Raw genomic sequence first — 22,780 nt, forward strand, 5'->3', positions numbered from 1 at the left:
ACCGAGCCCGACATCGTGCACGGCCCCCTCTCTGGGAGTAATTGTGAAGGTGACAAGAGGCACCACAAATCGGACCAACCGCAGAGCCAGACGCGCCATCGCCTGGCTGGCGAGCCTGCTCTGCGTCCTCGCACTGGTCCCCGGCACGGCCAAGGCCGACAACCCCATCGTTCAGCACATCTACACCGCGGACCCGGCGCCGTTGGTGCACAACGGCCGGGTGTACCTCTACACCGGACATGACGAGGACGGCTCCACGTACTTCACCATGCGGGAGTGGCGGGTGTGGTCATCCGCCGACATGGTGAACTGGACCGACCATGGCTCGCCGATGAATCTGGCGACTTTCGCCTGGGCGGACGCCAACGCGTGGGCTGGTCAGGTCATCGCCCGCAACGGAAAGTTCTACTGGTACGTGCCGGTACGCCAGCGCTCGAATGGGCAGATGGTGATCGGAGTGGGGGTGGCGGACAGCCCGACCGGGCCGTTCCGGGACGCGATCGGTCGGCCCCTGGTGGGCAACAATGAGATCGACCCGACCGTGTTCGTTGACGATGATGGTCAGGCATACCTGTACTGGGGCAACCCGGGTCTGTGGTACGTGAAGTTGAACGCGGACATGATTTCGTTCTCGGGTAGCGCAACCAGGATTCCGCTGACCACGGCGGGTTTCGGCACCCGTAGCGGGAATGCGAGTCGGCCCACCCTGTATGAGGAGGGGCCGTGGGTGTTCAAGCGCAACGGCTTGTATTACAACGTGTTCGCGGCGGAGTGCTGCTCGGAATTCATCGCGTACTCGACTGCTCCGGGTCCGACCGGGCCCTGGACGTATCGGGGGACGATCATGCCCCGGCAGGGCAGTAGTTTCACCAATCACGCGGGTGTCGTGGACTTCAACGGCGGTTCGTATTTCTTCTATCACAACGGGGCGTTGCCCGGTGGTGGTGGCTACACCCGGTCGGTCGCGGTGGAGAAGTTCACCTACAACTCCAATGGCACGTTCCCGACGATCACCATGAGCACCACGGGTGCGCCGCAGGTGGGCACGTTGGACCCGTACGTGCGGCAGGAGGCCGAGACGATCGCGTGGGGTTCGGGTATCGAGACCGAACCGTCCAGCGAGGGCGGTATGAACGTCGGCTGGATCGAGAACGGCGACTACGTCAAGGTCAAGGGCGTCGCGTTCGGCGCTGGTGCGACCTCGTTCACCGCCCGGGTAGCCTCGGCGACCAGCGGCGGCCGCATCGAGGTACGTCTCGACAACAGCAACGGCCCACTGATGGGCACCTGCACCGTGCCGGGCACCGGCGGCTGGCAGACCTGGGCCACCGCCACCTGCGCGGTGAACGGGGCGACCGGGACGCGTGACCTGTTCCTCCGTTTCGCCGGCGGCACCGGCAACCTGTTCAACATGAACTGGTGGCAGTTCGGCGGCGGCACCGGCGGCACCGGAAACCTGCTCACCAACGGCAACGTGGAGAGTGGCACGACAGGCTGGGGTGTGAACGGCAGCGGGACGCTGTCGTCGAACACCGCCGTCGTGCACGGCGGCGCCGGCTCACTGTCGATCACCGGCCGGGCCTCCGCGTGGAACGGCCCCAGCCAGGACGTGACCTCGAAGCTCACCAACGGCAAGAGCTACACCACGAACGTCTGGGTACGGTCGCAGAGCGGCACACCGTCCGCGAAGGCGACCCTGGCGCTGACCGCCAACGGCACGACGAACTACGTGCAGCTGACCCCGGCGGCGGGGGTGAACGCCAACGGTTGGACCCTGCTCACCGGCACGGCGACGGCGTCATGGAGCGGCACGCTGTCCAGCGCCACCTTCTACGTCGAGACGGCAGCGGGCACCGACAGTCTCCTCGTCGACGACGCCTCGTTCCAGTGATCTGAGGTGCCGGAGTCGTGCTTGCGCGGCTCCGGCACCCCGACCGCACGACCACAGCGACTCGCTCGCGACGCGGATCGTGACGACTTGACGAACGCCATGTTATCGCTCACAGTCGATGGTTGAGGGCGACGCACCTGTGGTTCACCGGGCGATCCTGCTGGTCGCACCTCGGAGCACGACGTCCGCCCAGGGCATGCCGGACGTCGTGTCAGGCCTCTCGTGCACTGCTGCCGTGACGGCGACCGGGCTCTCGCTCGTCATGGTCTCGCCGGTGTGGGACGACTCCGTGGCTGGACTGATGTCACCGACGTCGCGGAAGCAGATTCGGGCGCTGTACCTCCATCCCCGAACCACCACAGAGAAGGAATTCGGATGAATCACAAGAGAGCCCTGCGAGCGGCGGTGACCATCGCAGTCACTGGCGCCCTCGCCGCCGGCATGACGATGGCGCTGACCACCTCGGCCAGTGCCGGAACGACCCTGAGAGCGTCGGCGGCCGAGAAGGGCCGCTACTTCGGCGCCGCCGTGGCGACGGGCAAACTCTCCGACAACACGTATGTGACTGTCCTGAACCGTGAGTTCAACAGCGTCGTGCCCGAGAACGAGATGAAGTGGGACGCGACTGAGCCGCAGCAGGGCCGTTTCAGTTACACCGGCGGTGATCGTCTGGTGAGTCATGCTCGGGCCAATGGTATGAGTGTGCGTGGTCATGCTCTGTTGTGGCATGCGCAGCAGCCGGGTTGGGCGCAGGGTATGTCCGGTAGTGCGTTGCGTAATGCGGCGATCAACCATGTCACCCAGGTGGCGACCCATTTTCGGGGGCAGATCTATGCCTGGGATGTGGTGAACGAGGCGTTCGCTGACGGCGGTGGTGGTGGGCGGCGTGACTCGAATCTGCAGCGCACCGGTAACGACTGGATCGAGGCGGCGTTCCGTGCGGCGCGGGCGGCCGATCCGGGTGCGAAGTTGTGTTACAACGACTACAACACCGACGGGGTCAACGCGAAGTCGACCGGTATCTACAACATGGTGCGGGACTTCAAGTCTCGTGGCGTGCCGATTGACTGTGTGGGTTTCCAGTCGCACCTGGGCACTTCGCTGGCGGGCGACTATCAGGCGAATCTGCAGCGTTTCGCTGACCTTGGCGTCGACGTGCAGATCACCGAGCTGGACGTGATGACCGGTGGCAACCAGGCCAACATCTTCGGCTCGGTCACCCGCGCCTGCATGGCTGTCTCGCGTTGCACCGGCATCACGGTGTGGGGCGTGCGGGACTGTGACTCCTGGCGCGGCTCCGACAACGCCCTGCTCTTCGACTGCAGCGGCAACAAGAAGGCGGCGTACACCAACGTCCTGAACGCCCTCAACGCCGGCGTAGGCATCCCGACGACCCCGCCGCCGACGACCCCGCCGCCGACGACCCCGCCGCCGACGACGCCTCCGCCCACGACGCCTCCGCCCACGACGCCTCCGCCGGGTCCGGGTGGTTGCTCGGCGTCGGTGTCACTGAACTCGTGGACCGGTGGTTTCGTCGCCACCGTTCGGGTGACCTCTGGTTCCGCCGGTACGAACGGGTGGAATGTCAGCGTCACGCTCCCTGGGGGTGCGAGTGTCACCAACACCTGGAGTGCTACGGCCAGTGGCTCCACGGGCACGGTGCGGTTCACCAACGTGGACTACAACGGTCGGCTCGGCGCGGGCCAGGTCACCGAGTTCGGCTTCCAGGGCAATGGCAGCGGGTCCGGCATGACGCCCACCTGCACTGCCTCCTGACCACGGAATGAGTGACTGACCCGCCCGGCGTCGGCCGGTGCGGAGGACCGCTGTTGGTCCTCCGCACCGGCCAACCTGGTGTCGCGGCGTGCGGGTCGATCAGGAGTACGGAAGCCGCAGCACCGACTGGTTGCCGATGCCCACGGTGCTGGGGTTGTTGCCGATCGCCGACCAGATCTCCACCCGGACCGTGCCGTTGCTCAGCGCGCCCAACGTGCCGGTCGCCGAGAACAGGCCGGTGTTCTGGGTGTAGTGCTCGTAGCCGGGGACCGGGTCGGTGGCGAAGTAGCGCGAGGTCTCCACCCGTTCCCAACTGCCGTTGCCGGTGAGGTCGTAGGAGATCCGCACCTGCACGCCGTTGCCGACCGCCGTTGCGGCGTCCACGAACAGGTCGAACGCGGTCTGCCCGCCGGAATAGGCGAGGTTGAGGCCGGTCGCCGTGAAGACCTGCGCGTTGGTGGGCGTACCGTCGTGGTTTCCGTTGGCCGCCACGACCGTCGTCGTGGCCGCGCTGCCGGCGGCGCCCAACCCACCCCCGGGCAGCAGGTACCGCGTCGGATTGCCCGGGGTCGGCGGCGGGGTGGTCGTCGGTGGGGGGTCCGTGGGCGTCGGCCCCGGGGGTACGCCGCCGGCCGCGTTGCCGCCGCTCCAGGTGTACGCCCCGGTGGTGGCCGTCTTGCCGGCTCCCACGGTGAGGGTGGTGCCGTTGGAGAACGTCACCGTGATCGGCGAGGCGGTCGGGTTCGATGCCACGTAGGTGCGGGCCCCGTTGCGCGAGAAGACCGCCGACAGCGGGTGGTTGCCGGTCACCGTCGTGTCGACGGTGCCCAGGGCGGCGAGGTTGCGGATCCAGTGGAAGGTGTGCGCCCGGCTCTCCCCCTCCTCCGGGGTGTAGCCGGGGTTCGCGCGGAGGTTCGCCAGCGCCGCGTCAGCGTCGCCGAGGGCCTGGAACTGCCAGAGGATGTCCTGCCACACCGTCGGTTGCCCGCCGTTGTTGCGGACGAGTTCGGCGTAGTTCGTCCGCACGTACGCCGGGTTGTTGCCCAGGTAGAGGTGTCCGCCGGTGACCGGCAGCAGGTTGATGCCCTGGATCATCTCCGGCTCGCCGCTGAACCAGGTGGCGTACGCGCCGCCGTCGCCCCAGACCATGCCGACCGTCGAGTGCCCGAACGCGGCGGGGAAGTTCTGGTCACTGACGTCGAACCAGTATTCCTGGATGGCCGCGGCCTGGGTGGTGTACAGGAAGACGCCCGCGTCACGGACGGCGGTGTCGCCGGTCGCCTGCCCCCACTGGATCAGGGCGTTGGCGAAGTTCATCCCCTCCGACGAGGACTCCTGATTGTTGCCGGAGCCGAACGAGCCGTGCCCGGACGCCCAGTCGTGGCCGGCATAGATGTCGAAGTCACGCAGGTACGGGAAGCGGGTGTCGTCGCGGCGGTAGTTGTTGGCGTCGCGGATCAGCAGGTCCACCATGCCGCCGTAGCGGCTGGTGGCGGCCCAGGCCGGGTCGAACTTGGCCAGCGTCGCGGCGGCGGCGACGAAGTAGCCGTAGTGGAAGTGGTGGTCGTTGAGCTCCTGGTCGGAGCCGTACGACGCCGGGTAGCCGATCAGGGTGCCCCAGTCGTTGTTGTAGTAGAAGACCCTGCTGGTCTTGCCACTGGTCGCGGTGAACCAGTCGGTGAGCGTGCTGCGGATCGCGTTCAGCGCGCTGTCCCGCGTCGCGGTGTCGTTGACCAGGTCGGCGATCTCGGCGATTCGGGCGGCCCGGCCGAGCCCTTTGCCGGTCCAGTAGGTGTCGTTGCCGCGCTGGTCCATCGGGTTCGCGCGAGCGGCTGCCAGCTGGCTGGTGAGCGTCGCCAGGTCGCTTCCGCTGCCGTCGCCGACGGCCGGCAGCTCCGGCAGGACGCCCTGGAACTTCATGGCGGTGCGGAACTGGCTGACGCCGGTGAGCACCTTCATCCGGCCGCGCGCCGACGGGTAGGTCGGAGTGATCGCGGTGGACCCGCTCAGCGACTTCCACTGGTGCGGGTAGAGGCTGACCACGGTCTGCGTGGCCGTCCCCTCCCGGGCGGTCGTGGTGAACGCGTACGTGGTGGTCAGGCCGCTGGTCGCCGGGTTGTAGGCGTACGACACCTGGGTGCCGGTCACGTGGGCGTGCGCGTACCGGCCGTAGGTGGCGGCCAGGTCGGCGCGCTCCGCCGCGCTCGACGTCGGTGGCAGGAGGGCGACGGAGAAGTAGCCCCGACCGGCCAGAGTGGACGAGATCCGGCCCGCCGCGACGGTCCAGCTGGCGCCGGTGGGCGCGTACCCGACGTAGTCGTGGCCGTTGACCCGGAAGCCGATGGTGGCGCCGCTCTGGGACCAGACGTCGGGGGTCCCGGCGGTGCTGATCACCGCGTCGCCGCCGGTGGTCTGGAAGTACGCGAAGGGCAGGCCGTGGCCGATGGTGGCGCGCATGGTCCGCGTGCCGTCACTCCAGTGCGGGCTGACCGTCCAGTCCGTCCAACCGTCGACCTTGACCAGGGGTGCGCCGAGCCCGGCCACGCCGACCCGGATGTCCTGGACGTACGGGTAGTGGAACTCGCCGACGCCGGTCGCGGTGCCGCTGATGGCGGGCGTGGAGTTGGCGGAGAAGCCCAGGCCATCGGTGAAGGTGTCGTACGAGATCGGGTGGGCGTGCAGGGGCTCGCTGAAGGCGCAGTCGGTGCGCTTCCACAGCAGCGAGGACCACCAGTCGTTGGTGGGTATCGGTCCGGCGGGCGCGTTGGCGGTGGCGAACTGCCGGGGGTTGCTGGACATCGCGCCGCAGCCGCTGGGGAGCGGGCCGACCGGGGTGGTGGTGTAGCTGCCGGCGCCGACAGGCGCGGCTTCGGCTGCGCGGGTGACGGGGATCGCGAGGCCGCCGACGACCAGGGCCAGAGCGGTGGCGGCGGCCAGGGCCCATCGACGGTGGGGGACGGGAGGTTTCATGGTGCCTCCATCGCGCGCGCCGGGGTGCGGCCCGTGCCGGGTCCGACGCGTTGCGCCTGAATTGGGGGGAAGGTCGTGTGAGAGAGCGCTCTCACAGCCACGGTAGTGGAGCACTGAGATCCCCGTCAATGTGTCCAACCCGTTGCGTGCTGATGTCGCTATTTGCCAGCGCCCTCGACGTCGCTCAGCAGCGCGTCCGGCGCGCGCATCCGCCACGCGTCGGTCACGAGCTCGCTGAGGCGTTCGAGGTCGACCGTCGCCAGGCGCAACAGCACCAGAGGTAGGCCGTCGTAGCCGGGTGTGGTGAAGAAGACGTCCGGCTCGCCGAGCAGGAGAGCCTGCTTCTCGGCCTCGTCGCCGACGAACAGCACCGCGATGTCGAGTCGGATCACCCGCGGCTTTCCCGGTCTGCGCTCGGGATAGGACCAGACGAAGCCCTTGTCCGCCACCCGGAAGTCGAAGCCGTCACTGGCGATCTCCGCCGTGTGCGGCAGGGCCAGCGCCACCCGGCGTACGTCATCCGCGTCAGCCACCGGGGCACCTCGCACCGCGCACCATCCGCATGTGCCGAGATTACGCGGTGAGGCGGGTGCAGTTCACTGTGACAGACGCGCCAGCGGCAGTCGAGCGCCGCCGAGGCCGGCGGTCAGGCGTCGGTGCGGGCGGCGAGGGCGTCGACCAGGCGGCGGGCGGAGCCGGCCAGGTTCCACTGCTGGGCAAGCTCCAGCAGCCGGTCCGGGTCGACCGGGGCGGTCGGCAGCGCGGTGGGCAGCTCCGGCAGCGGCACGTCCAGGGCGACCCGGACCACCGTCGGCGCGACGCCCAGGTAGTCGCGTGCTGCGGCCAGCTTGGTGCGCAGGCCCGGCGCGAAGGACGAGTCGGAGTCGTCGAGTGCGGCCAGGATTCCGGCGATGCTGCCGTACCGCTCGATGAGCCGGGCGGCGGTCTTCTCGCCGACGCCCGCCACCCCGGGCAGCCCGTCGCTGGGGTCGCCGCGCAGCGCGGCGAAGTCGGCGTACCGGTCGGCCGGCACGCCGTAGCGGGCCCGGACCGCGGCGTCGTCGCAGTCGTCGAGCTTGGCCACGCCGCGCCCGACATACAGCAGCCGGACCGGCCGGGTGTCGTCGATGAGCTGGAACAGGTCCCGGTCGCCGGAGACCACCTCCACCGGGCCCGGCTGGGTTACCGAGAGCGTGCCGAGCACGTCGTCGGCTTCGTAGCCGGTCGCGCCGACAACGGTGATGCCGATCGCGGCCAGCACCTCCAGGATCTTCGGCACCTGCGGGGAGAGCGTGTCCGGAACGACCTCGCCACCCTGGGGGGCCACCCGGTGCGCCTTGTACGACGGCAGCAGGTCGACCCGCCACGCCGGCCGCCAGTCGTAGTCCATCGCGCAGACCATCCGGTCGGCGCCGCGCCCGCGGATCAGGGTGGCGAGCATGTCGAGGAAACCGCGCACCGCGTTGACCGGGGTGCCGTCCTCGGCTCGGGCGGCGGACTCCGGAATGCCGAAGTAGGCCCGGAAGTAGAGGCTGGGTGCGTCGATCAGCAGGATCGGGGATCGGTGTGCCACGCCGGACAGCCTGGCACAGCCCTCCGACGAACAGGGGTACGCCCGGGCCGTCGGTGGTGTCAGCGCCGCGCGATGAGGAAACCATCCTGCGAAGCGCGGTCACCGGCTGCCCGCGGTGACGGTGGGCGCGGCGGGACGGGGGTCGTCGTCCCCGTCGTGGTCGGTGAGGTCGCGCAGGCGCCGGACGGGGGAGAGCAGCAGCACCAGCGGCGCGCACACCAGGGTCGCCGCGAAGACGAACAGGGTGGCGCGGGCGCCGAGCGGGCCGGCCAGCGCGCCGGCGACCAGCCCACCGACCGGGATCGCGCCCCAGGACACGAACCGCACGGTGGCCATCACCCGGGACAACAGGGCGGGTGGGCTGGCGATCTGCCGATAGGTCCGGGTCGTCACGCTGAGCACCACCGTCCCGAGGGAGAAGACGATGCTGCCGGTGGCGAAGGCGGCGTACGCCAGCCAACCGGTGCCCCCGGGGATCAGGAACGCACCGGCGACCGTGGTGAATCCGGCGGCGATCAGCGCGCGGGCGGTGCCGATCCGTGTGGTGATCCGTGTGGTGAGCGCCGCCCCGACCAGCGCGCCGACGCCCTCGACGGCGAGCAGGACCCCGACCAGGCCGGCCGGGGCGTGCAGCTCGCGGACCAGGTAGAGCGGGAAGAGCGCGAACTGTGCGCCGCAGACGAAGTTCATCGCCGTGGCGGCCCACATGCTCGGCCCCAGCACCGGGTGGTACGCGACGAAGCGCCAGCCCTCGCGGATCATTTCACCGACCGGAGGCCAGCGGTCCGGTATGTCGAAGCGGCTGGCGGGCAGGGTGCGCAGCAGCGCTGCCGAGACGAGATAGCTGACCGAGTCGACGAGAAGGGTGGGCACCGCGCCGAGCGCTTGCACGGCGAGCCCACCGAGGGACGGGCCACTGAGCAGGGTCGCGGCATGGGTGGCCGAGGTGAGGCTGTTGCGCGACTGCAACTGCTCCCGTTCGACGATGCTGGGCAGGAAAGTCGAGTTGGCCACGTCGAAGAGCACGTTGGCGAAGCTGACCACGAGCGCGGTGACCACCAGGTGGGCGACGGTGAGGTGGCCCCACCACCAGGCCAGTGGGATGGACGCGACGGCGACCGCGCGGGCCAGGTCGGCACCCACCTGGGTGCCGCGCAGCGGCAGGCGTTGCACGATGACGCCGGCGGGCAGCCCGATCACGATCCAGGCGACGTAGCTGGCTGCGGCGACCACGCCCATCTGGAACGCGGAGGCGTCGAGGACGGTGAGCGCGGTCAGCGGCAGGGCCACCGCGCCGACCGCCGACCCGATCATGCTGGTCGTGCCGGCGGTCCACCAGCGCCAGAACACTCCGGCCCGTTCGTCGACGCGCATGTCGCCGGCCCCCGTTCGTCGAGCTGGTGCGTTCCAATTTGGAACGGACTATAGTCGAGCGGGAACGGACGGAGGAAGCAGGTGCGGCGAGAGGATCTTGCCGATGCGGACTGCGGCATCGCGCAGGCGCTCGGCGTACTGGGGGACTGGTGGACGTTCCTCATCGTGCGCGACGTCGCCGGTGGGACGACCCGTTTCGACGCGCTGCAGCGTGAGCTGGGTGTCAGCCGGCGGGCGCTGACCGAACGCCTCGCCGCTCTGGTCGAGCACGGCGTGCTGGAGCGCCGGCCGTACTCCCGACACCCACCGCGGTACGACTACGTGCTGACCGGGAAGGGCGAGGGGCTGTTGCCGGTGTTGATCGCACTACAGGACTGGGGGACGAGGCACCTGATGGGTGACGGTGAGGTGACCGCGACGGCCGCCGGCGGCTCGGCCGAGGCGCGCCGGGCGCACGACCTGATCGGGCGGCGGTTGCCCGAGGTCGTCCTGCCCGGCCCCGATGGTCAGCCGATCGCGTTGGCCGCGACGGACGCGTGGACCGTCCTCTACTTCTTCCCCGGGGCGTACGCGCCGGGAACCCACGGCTATCCGCCGGGCTGGGCGGAGATCCCCGGTGCCCGGGGCTGCACCCTGGAGTCGACCACCTACGCCAAGCGTCATCCCGACTTCCAGGCCGCCGGGGTACGGGTGTACGGGATCAGCACCCAGCGGCCCGACCAGCTCGCCGACTTCGCCGCGTACGCCGAGTTGCCGTTTCCGCTGCTGTCCGAGCAGGACGGCCGGCTGGCCGCGGGGCTGCTGCTGCCCGTCTTCCGCACCGGCGGGGTGACCCGGTTCAAGCGGCTGACGCTGCTGGTCGACCCGACGGCAGTGGTGCGGGCTGTGCAGTTCCCGGTCACTGATCCAGCCGGCTCGGTGCAGGAGATGCTCACCCTGGCCCGCGAGCACGCAAGGATCCCCGGCTGACGCTGGGCGTCGACCGGGGACCTTGCGGGCCGCATCGTCAGGCCGGGAGCGTCCAGCGCTGGTTGGCGCCGGCGAAGCAGTCCCAGATCTGCAGTCGGGTGCCGTCGGCGGAACTGTTGTCGCTGGCGTCCAGGCACTTGTTCGACTGCGGGTTGCGCAGGGTGCCGTTGGACTGCGCCTGCCAGACCTGCGCGCCGCTGCCGTTGCAGTCCCAGAGCTGGACCTTCGCGCCGTTGGCGGTGGAGCCGCTGGCGACGTCGGCGCACTTGCCGAGGGCGCGCAGCGTGCTGTCGCTGGCCACGGTCCAGGTCTGGGCGGTGGTGCCGTTGCAGCCCCAGAGCTGGATGGCGGTGCCGTTGGCGGTGCTCGCCGAGGCCACGTCGACGCACTTGCCGGCGATTCCGGTGATCCGGCCGGTACGGCCGGTCGGCGGCGGGGTGGTGCCGCCCATGATGGTGTCGTACATGGCGCTGACCAGCGAGGTCGAGTCGTTCCTGTCCTGGGACAGCTCCCAGTTCATCACGCCGCCGGCGTTGGCGAGTGCCCACTGGGTCTTGCGCTTGACCGTCGGGATGCCGTTGTAGCACTGCTGGGCGCCGCCGGCGGTGGTGCAGTCCCGGTTGGCGTTGGCGGGGTCCAGGGCGACCAGCGCCGTGTAGGTGTAGTAACCGGGGCGGCTGTAGAACGGGATGCCGAGCACGGCCTTGCTGGCCGGCAGGCCGCGGTTCTTCCACAGGTTGATGCTGTTGATCGACCAGTCGTAGTTGGCGTGCGGGCTGCCGCCGTCGTACGCCATGATGTTGAGCCAGTCGACCTGGCTGAACACGGCCGTCTGAACGCCCTGGACGCTGCCGCCCTCGGACACCACGGCAGCGGTGAGCAGCTTGCCGCGACTGTGCATCGCACTGCTGAGCTGCGTCATGAGCTGGGTGTAGTTGTTGGCCGAGGTGCCCGGGTCCGGGTATTCCCAGTCCATGTCGACGCCGTCCAGGTTGTACTGGTTGACGAAGTTGACCAGGTTGTTGACGAAGGTGGTCCGGCTGCCGGAGTTGCCCGCGAGGGCCTCGAAGGCCGAGTCGTTGCCGTCGTTCCAGCCGCCGACGGCGATCGACACCCTGACGTTGTTGACGTGCGCGAGGGAGACCAGCGAGGAAAGCTTGCCCGGGTTCTCCACCGCGCGCAGGCTGCCGTCGTTGTTGGGCAGCACGAAGGCGTAGTTGATGTGGGTGAGCTTGTTGTACTGGATGCTGGTGACGTCGCCCGCCCAGGAGGGCAGGTAGCCGACGCTCTTGAAGTTGTTCGGCAGCACCACGGCCTGCGCGGCGGTGGGGGTGACGGTGAGGGTGGCGCCGGCTGTGGCCAGCGCGAGCAGGCCGGCGGCGAGGGCGCGGCGCAGTGGTGAGGACATCGGGGGCCTTCCCGTGGGCAAGGGACGACACCCGCCCGCGCAGGTTGTCCACGGGCGGGAGGTGGGGACGCAGGGACGGGTGGGCCTCGAGGCAGCCAAATCTTAAAGAAGGTTAACTGTCCGCGTCAATCAACAACGATGGATTTCCGGGCCGCCGGCGTCGATATGGGGTTTGCCCAAACGACCGTTAAGCTGGGTGGTGTGGGAATCGAGGAGCTGTATCCGCCGGATCGGCTGATCGCCGCGGCCCGGGAGCCGATCGCCGCCGCCGGCTACGGCCCCGCGTTCCTGCACCGCACCGGCCACGGCATCGGTCTCGACGGTCACGAGGAGCCCTACCTGGTGGCCGGCAACGACCGGCCGCTGGAGGCGTTCTCCATCGAACCCGGCATCTACCTGGCGGGCCGGCACGGCGCCCGCATCGAGGACATCGTCGTCTGCACAACGGACGGCGTGCAACGGCTCAACACCACCCCCACGGAGCTCATCGCACTATGACTGTCGACCGGATCCTCCCCACCGACGAGGCCCACGACCTGCTGGGTCTCGCCACCGAGCTCGCCGACCGCGAGCTCGCGCCGAAGGCCGCCGCCTTCGAGGAGCGCGCCGAGTTCCCCCGCGAGGTGCTGCGTACCCTCGGCCGGGCCGGCCTGCTCGGCCTGCCCTACCCCGAGGAGTACGGCGGTGCGGCCCAGCCGTACGAGGTGTACCTGCAGGTGCTGGAGATCCTGGCCAGCCGCTGGCTCGCGGTTGCCGAGGCGGTCAGCGTGCACACGCTGTCCTGCTACCCGGTGGCCGGGTTCGGCAGCGACGCGCAGCGCAAGCTGCTGCCGGACATGCTCGGCGGCGAGTTGCTGGGCGCATACTGCCTCTCCGAGCCGCAGGGCGGCTCCGACGCGGCGGCGCTGAGCACCCGGGCGGTTCGGGACGGCGACGCGTACCTGGTCTCCGGCACCAAGGCGTGGATCACCCACGCCCGGACTGCCGACTTCTACAACGTGTTCTGCCGCACCGGGGGCCCCGGGCCGAAGGGGATCTCCTGCCTGCTCGCCGACTCGGGCACGGCGGGCATCACCCCGCAGGCGGCCGAGCGGACGATGGGGCTGCGCGCCTCCCCGGTGGCGCAGATCGCGTTCGACGAGGCCCGGGTGCCGGCGGACCGCCTGATCGGCGGCGAGGGGATGGGCTTCACCATCGCGATGTCCGCGCTGGACTCCGGCCGGTTGGGCATCGCGGCCTGCGCGGTCGGGTTGGCCCAGGCGGCCCTCGACTACGCGGTCTCCTATGCCCGGGAACGGCAGCAGTTCGGTCGGTCCATCATCGACTTCCAGGGGCTCGGCTTCATCCTCGCTGACGCGGCCACCCAGATCTCCGCCGCCCGCGCGTTGACTCTCGCGGCGGCCCGGCTGCGCGACGCCGGCCGCCCGTACGCGATCGAGGCGGCCAAGGCGAAGCTCTTCGCCACCGACATGGCGATGCGGGTGACCACCGACGCGGTGCAGGTGCTCGGCGGCGCCGGTTACGTGGCCGACCACCCGGTGGAGCGGTACATGCGCGAGGCCAAGGTGTTGCAGATCGTGGAGGGCACCAACCAGATCCAGCGGATGGTGATCTCCCGAGCGCTGGCGAAGGGCTGATAACGGTGCGTGGTGGTGCGGCTGCGGTGGGTCTACCGCAGCCGCCGTCCGCGCGGTGCGGCGGGCGCTTCATCGCCGTCAGGCGGTTTTCCCGGTAGGTTGCACGCCGTGGAGGAGATCGACCGCGCTATCGTCGCCGCGCTGACCGCTGACGGCCGCCTGTCGTACACCGACCTGGCCGAGAAGGTGGGGTTGTCGGTGTCCGCGGTGCACCAGCGGGTGCGCCGGCTGGAGCAGCGCGAGGTCATCAAGGGGTACGCCGCCCGGGTTTCGTTCGAGGCGTTGGACCTGCCGCTGACCGCGTTCGTGGCGATCCGCCCGTTCGACCCGTCGCAGCCGGACGACGCGCCGGAGCGGCTGGCCCACCTGCCCGAGATCGACTCCTGCTACTCGGTGGCGGGGGAGGACTTCTACATGTTGTTGGTGCGGGTGGCCAGCCCGACCGACCTGGAGCGGGTGCTGCAGGAGATCCGCACCTCGGCGAACGTCACGACCCGGACCACCGTGGTGCTGTCCACCCCGTACGAGAACCGGCCGCCGAAGATCAGTGCCGCGCAACCGATTCGGTCGCGGTCCCGGGTGCCGGAGGAGCCGGCTGGTTCCACCGCAGGATGACCTGCCGCTCGTGCTCGTGACCGAGCGCGCTGACCGTGGCGGTGTCCAGCCGCAGCAGGCCGCCGGCGGACGGGGGTAGGCCGATCCAGCGGGCGCCGAGCACCCGCAGGCTGTGCGCGTGGCCGACCAGCGCGACGGTGCCCCGGTCGAGCAGCGGGGTGACGCGGGCCAGCACGCGGTCGAGCCGTTCGCCCACCTGGGCGGGTGACTCGCCGCCGGGGCAGCCGTCGGTCCAGATGTTCCAGTGCGGCTGGTCGTCGTGGATGTCGACGGTGGTGCGGCCCTCGTACTCGCCGTAGTTCCACTCGCTGAGGTCCTCATCGACGGCGTCCACGGTGAGGCCGGCCAGCTGCGCGGTGCGCAGCGCCCGGGTGCGGGGGCTGGCCAGGACGGTCGTGAAGCGCCGCCCGGCAAGGAACGCGGCGAGGGTGCGGGCCTGTCGCTCGCCGTCGGGGGTCAGCTCCAGATCGGTGTACGAGGTGTGCCGTCGGGTGGCGCTCCAGGTGGTCTCGCCGTGCCGGATCAGCAGGAGCTCTCCCATGCCGTCAGTTAACCATCGAGGCCAGGTCGGCATGCGGTGGGCACGGACACCGCAGTCATCCCCGCAACCTATCTTCCTAGGACGCCTTACCGGGTGTGCCGACCGGCACCACCGGTTTCGGCACCCAGGGACCGGGCAAGCGAGGAAGGACAACCGCCAGACCGAGGAGGCGCAATGAGCTTCACCGAGAAGGCACGAAACAAGGTTGAGCAGATGGCCGGCGCCGCGAGGGAGCGCGTCGGCGACATGACCGACAACGAGCGGATGCGTGGCGAGGGCGCCAGCCAGCAGAGCGACGCGCGCGCCAAGCAGGCCGGTCAGAACGTCAAGGACGCTGGCCGCAACGTGAAGGACTCCTTCACGAAGTGACCTGAGCGGTCCACGGGTCCCCGGGCGCACCGTCGCCCGGGGACCCGTCGTGTGCGGCGGCTGATTCGGGGCCGAACCACCGTCGCAGCGCCTCGGTGACGTCGTCCGTCCCGGTGCCGGCCCAGGCCAGGTAGCCGTCGGGGCGGACGAGCACGGCGTCCGCGGTGATTCCGCCGCGAGCCGGGATCACGTCCAGCCGGTCGCGCCACGCGGGCGGCAGGGATACGCCGTCGGTGGTGAGATCGATCAGAGCGCCCCGGGCGCTTCGGAGTGCGTCGCGGACGGCGTCGGCGCCCTCGGTGAGTCGGGGTAGCAGGTCAGGCAACCAGGATCCGGTGAGCGGATGCGGGTCGGTGCCGCCCATGTCGTACGGGCGGTCTGCGCCGGCGAGCAGTGCGGCCACCTCGTGGCGGGTGTGGTCGCTGTCGAGCAGGTCGGTGAAGAGGCCCCGGAGCGCGGTGACGTCGTCGCCGGGGGCGAGTAGGGCGAGTTGGGCGCGGGTTTGCAGGGCGACGCGCCGGGCGACGGGTACTCGTTCGGTCTGGTAGGTGTCGAGCAGGTTGGGTGCTGCGGTGCCGTGCACCTGGGCGGCGAGCTTCCAGCCGAGGTTGAGGGCGTCGTTGAGGCCCAGGTTGAGGCCGGGGCCGCCGACTGCCGGGTAGACGTGGGCGGCGTCGCCGAGGAGCAGGATCCGTCCGCTGCGGTACGTGTCGGCCTGGCGGAGGTTGACGCCGGTGAGGGTGGTGTGTCGGTGCCGTGGTGTGGGCCGGTCCATTCCATCGTGGCGATCAGGTAGGCGCCGGTGGCTGCGCCGGGCAGTCGGGCAAAGGTGAAGATTCCGCCGGGGAGTCGGTGGTGGGTGAAGGGTCGAGTGTGGCCGCCGGCGGGAAGGGTGAGTGTGCCCTCGGGGTTGAGGCGGTCGGCGGGCAGGTGGGCGTGGCCGATGTGGGAGACCAAGCGGTGGTCGGTGTGGCCCGGGAAGGTGATGCCTGCTTGCCGGCGGACGGTGCTGTGGGCGCCGTCGGCGCCGATCAGCCAGCGAGTGGTGAGTTCGCGTTCGCCGTCGGGGGTGCGTACGTGCAGGGTCACCTGGTCGGGGGTCTGGCTGAGGGCGGTCAGTTGGTGTTCGCGGCGGATGTCGGCGTCGAGGGCGCTTGCGTGGTCGTGCAGGACCTGTTCGATGCGGTGCTGGGGTACGGGCAGGGTGTAGAGCGGGTTGTCGGGCAGCGTGTTCAGGTCGAGGGGAAGGCCGCCGAACTGGTATCTGGGTGTGGGTTGGGGAGCGTCTGGTTGCCCGGAGAGTGGTTGGTAGAGGCCGCGCAGGTGCAGAGCCTGGACGATCCGGCCGACGAGGCCGTTGGCGCGGGGTGTGGTGTCCGGTCGGGCGTTCTGGTCGAGGACGGTGGTGGACACGCCGGCGAGTTGCAGTTCGGCGGCCAGGAGTAGGCCGGCGGGTCCGGCGCCGATGATGATGACGTCGCTGGTCATGGTGTGTCCTCTCGGCAGGTTCTGTCAGTCTGGACTGACGGCAACTCTCGTCAGTCTGGCTTGACAAACTCACCACTGTCAAGCCAGACTGACGCCGTGGAGAGCGCAGAACTGGCCGACCGGCTGCGGTCGCAGGACCCGAGGGTCGGGCTGCGGGCGGTGGGTGCGCTGCACCGGCTGGCCGAGCAGGTCGAGGCCGCGGCGGTTGCCCGAGCCCGCGAGGCGGGTTGGTCCTGGGAGCAGATCGGTGATGCGCTGGGCGTGTCCCGGCAGTCGGTGCACGTGAAGCACGGGAGGTGAGCGCGGTGTTCGAGCAGTTCGCCGGAGAGGCGCGGGCCGCGGTCCGGGCGGCGCTGGAGGAGGCCCGGCAGCGGGGTGACCGTCGGCTGGGCACCGAGCACCTGTTGCTGGGGGTGCTGCACGCGCGTGAGTTGGCGCCGCTGGGGGAGTTCGGTGTTGAGCTGGGTCGGGTGCGGGCCACGCTCGCCGACCTGGACCGGGAGGCGCTGGCGGTGGTGGGAGTGGACGTGCGAGGGGTGGAGCGGGCGCCGGTGCCGCTGTCGTCCAAACGCACCCCGCTCACCTCGGGTGCGCGGTCGGTGTTGCGGCGTGCGGTGGGGGCAACGCGTTCTGGTGGGGGTCGGCGGATCACCCCGGCGCATCTGATGATGGCGATTGTGGATGCGCCGCATCCGGATCCGGCGGCTGAGGTGTTGAGCAAGTTGAACGTCGATCGGGAGGCGGTGCGTGTCCGGCTGCGGCAGCTGCCGGTCTAGGCGGGCGTTCCGGTGATCACGGAAGCGGCTGTGGCCTCGGTGTTCGGGCTGCCTACGGGACGCGTCGCACGCGTCTGCGACAATCAGCGCCGTGATAATCCGGCCTCGGCTTCGCCCGTTGTGTCTCGTGCTGATTGTGGCGGCCGTTCTCGGCAGCACCGCGTGCGCGGCCTCCCGGGCGGTATCGCCGGACGGGCCGGTCTTCGTCGGCCCGTCCGACTCTCCGGCCGTGCCGGCGGTCAGCGCCACTCCACAGCAGACGGTTCCCACTGTCCCGGGCGCGACGCGGGTGGGAAGCCGGCCCCCAGTAGTCGATCATGGGCCGCGGACCGGTAACCGGGTTGCGTTGACCTTCGACGCGGACATGACCGACGGAATGCTGGGCAACCTGCGTGCCGGTCGGGTGAAGTCGTACGCCAACCTGCGCATCCTCGATCTGCTGGAGCGGGAGCAGGTCCCGGCCACCTTCTTTCTGACCGGCAAGTGGGTGGAGCAGTATCCGGATCTCACCCGGCGGATCGCCGACAACCCGCGCTTCGAGCTGGCCAACCACACGTACGGGCATCTGGCGTTCACCGCGAACTGCTACGACCTGCCCCGGGTGCCCGCGAAGGGCATGACCGACGACGTGGCGAAGACCTTCCAGGTGATCACACCGTACGGGGGGCGGCAGACTCGGTACTTCCGTTTTCCGGGGCTCTGCCACGACGCGGCGGCGCTGGACGCGCTTGCTCCGCTCGGGCTGACGGTCGTCGACGGGGATGTGGTCAGCGGCGACCCGTTCGCCACCTCCTGGAAGCCGCTCGTGCGGGCAGTGCTGGACAACGTACGCCCCGGGTCGATCGTGATCATGCATGTGACCGAGGCGAACGCCGCGATGACCGACGAGGCGCTGCCGCACATCCTGGCCGGGCTGCGCGAGCGAGGGCTGGTGCCGGCGCCGTTGTCCGAGGTGTTGACCGCCTGACGGCCCGTCGCGCGCAGACCGCAATGTCCGCGTCACGCGGGCGGGCAGACCGAGGTACCGGGAACGGGCTCGCGCGACCTGTCACGGTTGAGGTCCCCTCGGACATGGAGTGAACGTGAGCTCCGGCATTGAGTACTACGAGGACCGCTTCCGGCGCGTCTACCTTGAGGACTTCGAGCCGTTGTTGGCGTACGCGCTGCGGCGCGTCGCGCATCCCGAGGACGCGGCCGACGTCGTTGCGGAGACCTTCCTGGTCGCGTGGCGCCGCAGGCATGACATTCCGGCCGACGGTGAAGCTCGCCTCTGGCTGTACGGGGTGGCCCGGCGTGTGCTGGCCAACCATCACCGGGGTGGCGTTCGCCGGCAGCGGTTGGGTGAGCGGCTACGTGAGCAGATCGTCGCCACGGTCGCCGCCGATCCGGGCAGTGAGGTGCCCGAACGGCTCGCTGTTCGGGCGGTGCTGGCGGGTCTGGGCGAGCTGGACCGGGAGGTGCTGATGCTCACCGTGTGGGAGGGCTTGCGGCCGCGCGAGGTGGCCGCGGTCCTTCGGGTCAGTCCCGCCGCGGTCCGGACTCGACTGTCGCGCGCGCGAGCCAGGCTGCGCGAACTGGTCGGTGACGACCTCGGCCCGCCTGGACATGTACTCGACGTGCTGACCGCAGCCACCCGGAAGGAGGAGAGATGACCGAGGAACACCTTGACCGGCTGGTTCGGGAAGCTGATCCCGCTCGACTGGACGTCATCGGGCACCTCAGTGGGGTGAAGCAGACCCTCCTGGAGGAGATCATGTCCGATTCGACGCTCGATCGGTTCGTGGAACCACCGCAACGGCAACCGCGGGCGGGGCGGAGAGTGCGTCGCTTCGCCAGCGTGGCGGCGGCGGTCGCGGTCCTCGCCAGCGTCCTGTCCGGGTCCGTTCTGCTGCGTGAGCCCGAGGAGGTCGGTGAGGCGGATCCCGCGCCCACCGCCGGTGCTCCGGTCGTCTACTCGCCGGTGGCGATGCGGGCCGCGGAGAAGAATCCGCGGCTGCTGATCAACCGGCCCGGTTGGAAGGCGGCCACCGTGTATGGGTTCACCCAGGAGCAGGGCACCATCGTGTTTCGCCGAGGCGATCGCGAGCTGGAGATGAACTGGTATCCGGCTGGTAATTACGCCGACCGTTACGCCGACCGTCTCAACGTCAGTCCGCCGAAGGCCGTGCAGGTCGACGGCTGGCCGGGGCACCTGTTCGAGTACTCCGCTGGTGACTTCGCGGTGATGCTCCGTCCCCGCGACGGTGTCTTCGTCGAGATGCGTACCGGGGGTGACTGGTCCCGGAAGGAGTTCGATCGGGTCCTCGCGAACGTCGTCCGGACGGATGCGCGTACGTGGTTGGGCGCGCTTCCGGCGGAGATTGTCACTCCCGAGCGGGTGCGGGCGCGGGCGGCCGAGGTGCTCGCGGACGTGCCGCTCCCGCCGGCCTTCGACGTGGCGGCCCTGGCTGACGTTGGCGTCAACGATCCCTACCAGTTCGGCGTCGCTGTGACGTCTCGGGTGGGCTGCGCGTGGATCGCGCAGTGGCAGCGGGCGAAGGCGAGCGGGGACGACGCCGCGGTGCGGCGGGCCGGCGACGCGCTGCGGAGCAGCCACGGGTGGCGGGTGCTGCACCAGATGAACGACCGTGGTGACTGGCCGGAGGTGTTCTGGGAGAACGCCGACAGGGTCGTCGCCGGGGCTGTGCCGGCCGGGTACCGCGAGGCGCTGGGCTGTGCCTGAGCGCGTCGGGCAGAACGGACGGCCCCCGGAGGCCAGCTTCCGGGGGTGCCGTCTTCGGTGGGTCAGTCGTCGCGGTGGTCTGCCCACCACTGCTGGCCGCCCTCGGGCAGGGTGTCGATCGGGTCGTAGTAGGCGTAGCGCTTGTTGAGCGCCTCCAGGTCGGCGGACTCGATGGAGGTGCGGTAGTTCTTGGTCCAGTAGGAGATGCCGCGCTCGCGGTCGTAGTCGGTGAGCATGTGCACCCAGCGCTTGCCGACGAACGGGACGTCGCAGACGATGCGGGGGGTGGCGTAGCCGGGTAGGTAGCCCATGATGTCGTGCTGGAGTTGCTGGGCGTGCCAGACCGGCACCCGCCAGTGTTCGGCGTTGGGGATCATGTCGCACATGTAGAAGTAGTACGGCAGGATCCCGGCTTCGCCCTGGAGCGCGAAGCAGAGGTCGAGCAGTTCGGGGGTGGTGGCGTTGACGCCGCGCATGAGCACGCCCTGGTTGCGGACGTCGCGGACGCCGACGTCGAGGGCGGTCTGGGCGGCCTTGGCGACCAGTGGGGTGAGCGACTGGGCGTGGTTGACGTGGGTGTGGATGGCGAGGTTGACGCCACGGCGGGCGGCGGTGCGGGCGACGCGTTCGAGGCCTTCGACGACGTCGGGCTGCAGCCAGTGCTGGGGCAGGCCCATGAGGGCCTTGGTGGCGAGCCGGATGTCGCGGACCGTGTCCAGTTCCAGCAGGCGCATGAGGTACGACTCGAGGTTGCGCCAGGGGACGTTGGCCACGTCGCCGCCGGAGACGACGACGTCGCGTACGCCGGGGTGGGCTTTGAGGTAGCCGATGTGGGCGTCGTAGCGGTCGACGGGCTTGAGGGTGAGTTTGAGCTTGTCCACGGCGGGGGTGGAGTTGCCGACGAGGTCCATGCGGGTGCAGTGCCCGCAGTACTGGGGGCAGGTGGAGAGCAGCTCGGCGAGGACCTTGGTGGGGTAGCGGTGGGTGAGCCCTTCGGCGACCCACATGTCGTGCTCGTGGAGGCTGTCGCGGCTGGCGTAGGGGTGTGACGGCCAGTCGGTGCGCCGGTCGGAGGCGACCGGGATCATGTAGCGGCGGATGGGGTCGGCGAGCAGCGCCTCGGTGGTGAGGGGCGCGAACGGCACCATCGTGTTGATCATTTGGGGTGGCACCAGCATTGACATGGTGGCGAGGGCCTGCTGGTCGGCCTCGAGGTCGGTGTAGAAGCTGTCGTCGATGAGGTCGCCGAAGACGGTGCGGAGCTGCTTGATGTTCTTGACGCAGTTGACGCGCTGCCACTGGGCGGATTCCCACTGGTCGCGGGTGATGTGACGCCAGCCGGGGAAGCGGGTCCAGTCGGGTTCGACCAGGGGGCGGCGGTGGTATTCGTAGGGCTGCCCGGCGGTCGGTACGGCGACCGGGGCGTGACGGGGCTGAGGGATGGTCTCAACCGGTTGGGTCTGGGTCACGGCCCCTCCTCGGTGTAGCGGATGTTCAACGGGCCCGAAGGCTACTGGAAAATATTCGGTACAGAAACTAGTCTGCCGTAAGTTTTCCCGTTACGCGAGCCTTGACCGGGGCTTCGAGCGGCTGGACAGGGGAGGTCGGCGTGACGTCACCGGTGGGACTGCACCGCGTCGTGCAACCGGCGGGGGTGCTGCCGCAGGCGGCTTGGCGCCTGGACGCGTCGGCGGCGATCGGGCCGAACGAGGTGCGGATCCGGGTGCAGCGGCTGAACCTGGACGCGGCGAGCTTCCGGCAGTTGTCGGAGAAGCACGGCGGGGACGGCGACGCGGTCCGCGCGGAGGTGCTGGAGATCATCGCGACCCGAGGGAAGATGCAGAACCCGGTGACCGGGTCCGGCGGGATGCTGATCGGCACGGTCGAGGAGGCTGGCCGGCGTTCCCCGCTCGGGCTCAGGCCCGGCGAGCGGGTCGCCACCCTGGTGTCGTTGACGCTGACCCCGCTGGTGGTGACCGACGGGTTGGCCCGCTGGGACGGGCGCAGCGAGCAGGTGCCCTGTGACGGGTGGGCGATCCTGTTCGCCCGTTCCATCGCCGCGGTGCTGCCCGACGACGAGGACCCCCAGTTGTCCCTGGCGGTGCTGGACGTGTGCGGGGCGCCCGCGTTGACCGCGCGGGTGGTGTCGCGCTACGTCGAGGATCGTCGCCGGGCCGGTGATCCGACGCCGGTGCGGGTCGCGGTCATCGGCGGGGCCGGTAAGAGTGGGTCACTGTCGTTGGCTGCGGCGCGGCGGGCGGGTGCCGCGCGTACCGTCGGGGTGGTGCCGGTGGCGGCGGAGCGTGACGCGCTGACGGCCGCCGGCCTGGCGTCGGTGGTGGCGTTGGCCGACGCCCGGGACCCGGTGGGGCTGTCCACGGCGGTGACCACCGCCCTGGGTGTTCCGGCGGACGTCACGGTGGTCTGCGTGGACGTGCCGGGGTGTGAGCACGGGGCGGTGTTGGCGACCGCGGACGGCGGCACAGTGATCTTCTTCTCGATGGCGACGAGCTTCTCCGCGGCGGCGTTGGGCGCGGAGGGGCTGGCCGCGGACGTGACGATGCTGGTGGGCAACGGGTACGTGCCGGGGCACGCGGAGTTGGCGTTGGGGCTGCTACGCGCCGAGCCTGGGGTGCGTCAGCTGTTCGCGGCGCGAGTCGCGGCAGACTGA

At 70.1% G+C, this 22,780-nt stretch carries 20 protein-coding genes and 2 pseudogenes; 13 read left to right on the forward strand and 9 right to left on the reverse strand.

The annotated features are described in order from the left end of the window. Positions 1–97 precede the first annotated feature (97 nt). Positions 98–1,891: a family 43 glycosylhydrolase gene (locus tag OG811_RS26570; RefSeq protein ID WP_406075929.1), complete on the forward strand. Its 1,794-nt coding sequence runs from the start codon at positions 98–100 to the stop codon at positions 1,889–1,891. Between the two features lie 375 nt (positions 1,892–2,266). Then, positions 2,267–3,667, forward strand: a complete 1,401-nt coding sequence (locus OG811_RS26575; protein WP_406069610.1) for an endo-1,4-beta-xylanase — start codon at positions 2,267–2,269, stop codon at positions 3,665–3,667. Positions 3,668–3,766: 99 nt separating this feature from the next. Here OG811_RS26575 and OG811_RS26580 read toward each other — a convergent pair whose 3' ends face one another. The 4 genes from OG811_RS26580 to OG811_RS26595 form a co-directional block, all read right to left on the reverse strand. Beyond that, positions 3,767–6,637 (reverse strand): glycosyl hydrolase, encoded by a 2,871-nt coding sequence (locus OG811_RS26580; protein ID WP_406069611.1) that lies wholly within the window; start codon positions 6,635–6,637, stop codon positions 3,767–3,769. 158 nt (positions 6,638–6,795) lie between these two features. Then, complete coding sequence (locus OG811_RS26585; protein ID WP_406069612.1) at positions 6,796–7,170, reverse strand: MmcQ/YjbR family DNA-binding protein; 375 nt, start codon at positions 7,168–7,170, stop codon at positions 6,796–6,798. 113 nt (positions 7,171–7,283) lie between these two features. Beyond that, complete coding sequence (locus OG811_RS26590; protein WP_406069614.1) at positions 7,284–8,210, reverse strand: 5'-3' exonuclease H3TH domain-containing protein; 927 nt, start codon at positions 8,208–8,210, stop codon at positions 7,284–7,286. 99 nt (positions 8,211–8,309) lie between these two features. Next, positions 8,310–9,584 carry an MFS transporter gene (locus tag OG811_RS26595; protein WP_406069615.1) on the reverse strand — a complete coding sequence of 425 codons (1,275 nt, stop codon included), beginning with the start codon at positions 9,582–9,584 and terminating at the stop codon, positions 8,310–8,312. A gap of 81 nt (positions 9,585–9,665) precedes the next feature. On the opposite strand from OG811_RS26595, the gene OG811_RS26600 reads away from it, so the two are divergent. Then, positions 9,666–10,553 (forward strand): winged helix-turn-helix transcriptional regulator, encoded by an 888-nt coding sequence (locus tag OG811_RS26600; protein WP_406069616.1) that lies wholly within the window; start codon positions 9,666–9,668, stop codon positions 10,551–10,553. A gap of 37 nt (positions 10,554–10,590) precedes the next feature. On the opposite strand, the gene OG811_RS26605 is transcribed toward OG811_RS26600, so the two are convergent. Beyond that, positions 10,591–11,961 (reverse strand): glycosyl hydrolase family 18 protein, encoded by a 1,371-nt coding sequence (locus OG811_RS26605; protein ID WP_406069618.1) that lies wholly within the window; start codon positions 11,959–11,961, stop codon positions 10,591–10,593. 240 nt (positions 11,962–12,201) lie between these two features. On the opposite strand from OG811_RS26605, the pseudogene OG811_RS26610 reads away from it, so the two are divergent. The 3 genes and pseudogenes from OG811_RS26610 to OG811_RS26620 form a co-directional block, all read left to right on the forward strand. Beyond that, positions 12,202–12,459 (forward strand): annotated as a pseudogene (locus OG811_RS26610) (M24 family metallopeptidase); the annotation flags it as partial. Then, on the forward strand, positions 12,456–13,598 hold the full coding sequence (locus OG811_RS26615; RefSeq protein WP_406069620.1) for an acyl-CoA dehydrogenase family protein: 1,143 nt from the start codon (positions 12,456–12,458) through the stop codon (positions 13,596–13,598). The pseudogene OG811_RS26610 and the gene OG811_RS26615, both read left to right, overlap by 4 nt. A gap of 108 nt (positions 13,599–13,706) precedes the next feature. Next, positions 13,707–14,213: an Lrp/AsnC family transcriptional regulator gene (locus OG811_RS26620; RefSeq protein WP_406069622.1), complete on the forward strand. Its 507-nt coding sequence runs from the start codon at positions 13,707–13,709 to the stop codon at positions 14,211–14,213. Here the strand turns inward: OG811_RS26620 and OG811_RS26625 are convergent. After that, complete coding sequence (locus tag OG811_RS26625; protein ID WP_406069623.1) at positions 14,143–14,754, reverse strand: histidine phosphatase family protein; 612 nt, start codon at positions 14,752–14,754, stop codon at positions 14,143–14,145. The two genes, OG811_RS26620 and OG811_RS26625, sit on opposite strands and share 71 nt — an antisense overlap. A gap of 174 nt (positions 14,755–14,928) precedes the next feature. Between OG811_RS26625 and OG811_RS26630 the strand changes: the two genes are divergently transcribed. After that, on the forward strand, positions 14,929–15,123 hold the full coding sequence (locus tag OG811_RS26630) for a CsbD family protein (RefSeq protein ID WP_110568553.1): 195 nt from the start codon (positions 14,929–14,931) through the stop codon (positions 15,121–15,123). Here the strand turns inward: OG811_RS26630 and OG811_RS26635 are convergent. Both OG811_RS26635 and OG811_RS26640 read right to left on the reverse strand, forming a co-directional pair. Further along, positions 15,113–16,162 carry an FAD-dependent monooxygenase gene (locus OG811_RS26635; protein ID WP_406075930.1) on the reverse strand — a complete coding sequence of 350 codons (1,050 nt, stop codon included), beginning with the start codon at positions 16,160–16,162 and terminating at the stop codon, positions 15,113–15,115. The two genes, OG811_RS26630 and OG811_RS26635, sit on opposite strands and share 11 nt — an antisense overlap. After that, positions 16,144–16,611: pseudogene (locus tag OG811_RS26640) on the reverse strand (FAD-dependent oxidoreductase); the annotation flags it as partial. The gene OG811_RS26635 and the pseudogene OG811_RS26640, both read right to left, overlap by 19 nt. 96 nt (positions 16,612–16,707) lie before the next feature. Here OG811_RS26640 and OG811_RS26645 point away from each other — a divergent pair. From OG811_RS26645 to OG811_RS26665, 5 genes are all read left to right on the forward strand, one after another. Next, on the forward strand, positions 16,708–16,911 hold the full coding sequence (locus OG811_RS26645) for a helix-turn-helix domain-containing protein (RefSeq protein ID WP_406069625.1): 204 nt from the start codon (positions 16,708–16,710) through the stop codon (positions 16,909–16,911). Then, complete coding sequence (locus tag OG811_RS26650) at positions 16,908–17,387, forward strand: Clp protease N-terminal domain-containing protein (protein WP_406069626.1); 480 nt, start codon at positions 16,908–16,910, stop codon at positions 17,385–17,387. The genes OG811_RS26645 and OG811_RS26650 overlap by 4 nt, the downstream gene beginning before the upstream one ends. Positions 17,388–17,676: 289 nt before the next feature. Then, a complete protein-coding gene (locus OG811_RS26655) occupies positions 17,677–18,354 on the forward strand; it encodes a polysaccharide deacetylase family protein (protein ID WP_406075931.1) in 678 nt (225 codons plus the stop codon). 115 nt (positions 18,355–18,469) lie between these two features. Further along, the gene (locus OG811_RS26660) at positions 18,470–19,039 is read left to right on the forward strand and encodes an RNA polymerase sigma factor (RefSeq protein ID WP_406069627.1); all 570 of its coding nucleotides are present in this window, start codon (positions 18,470–18,472) and stop codon (positions 19,037–19,039) included. After that, positions 19,036–20,109 carry a hypothetical protein gene (locus OG811_RS26665; protein ID WP_406069628.1) on the forward strand — a complete coding sequence of 358 codons (1,074 nt, stop codon included), beginning with the start codon at positions 19,036–19,038 and terminating at the stop codon, positions 20,107–20,109. The genes OG811_RS26660 and OG811_RS26665 overlap by 4 nt, the downstream gene beginning before the upstream one ends. Positions 20,110–20,171: 62 nt before the next feature. Here the strand turns inward: OG811_RS26665 and OG811_RS26670 are convergent, their stop codons facing one another. Continuing rightward, positions 20,172–21,578 carry a KamA family radical SAM protein gene (locus OG811_RS26670; RefSeq protein ID WP_406069629.1) on the reverse strand — a complete coding sequence of 469 codons (1,407 nt, stop codon included), beginning with the start codon at positions 21,576–21,578 and terminating at the stop codon, positions 20,172–20,174. A 152-nt stretch (positions 21,579–21,730) separates the two neighbouring features. Between OG811_RS26670 and OG811_RS26675 the strand changes: the two genes are divergently transcribed. Next, positions 21,731–22,780 (forward strand): zinc-binding alcohol dehydrogenase, encoded by a 1,050-nt coding sequence (locus OG811_RS26675; protein ID WP_406075932.1) that lies wholly within the window; start codon positions 21,731–21,733, stop codon positions 22,778–22,780.

This window comes from Micromonospora sp. NBC_01638, assembly GCF_045209745.1.
Taxonomy (GTDB): Bacteria; Actinomycetota; Actinomycetes; order Mycobacteriales; family Micromonosporaceae; genus Micromonospora.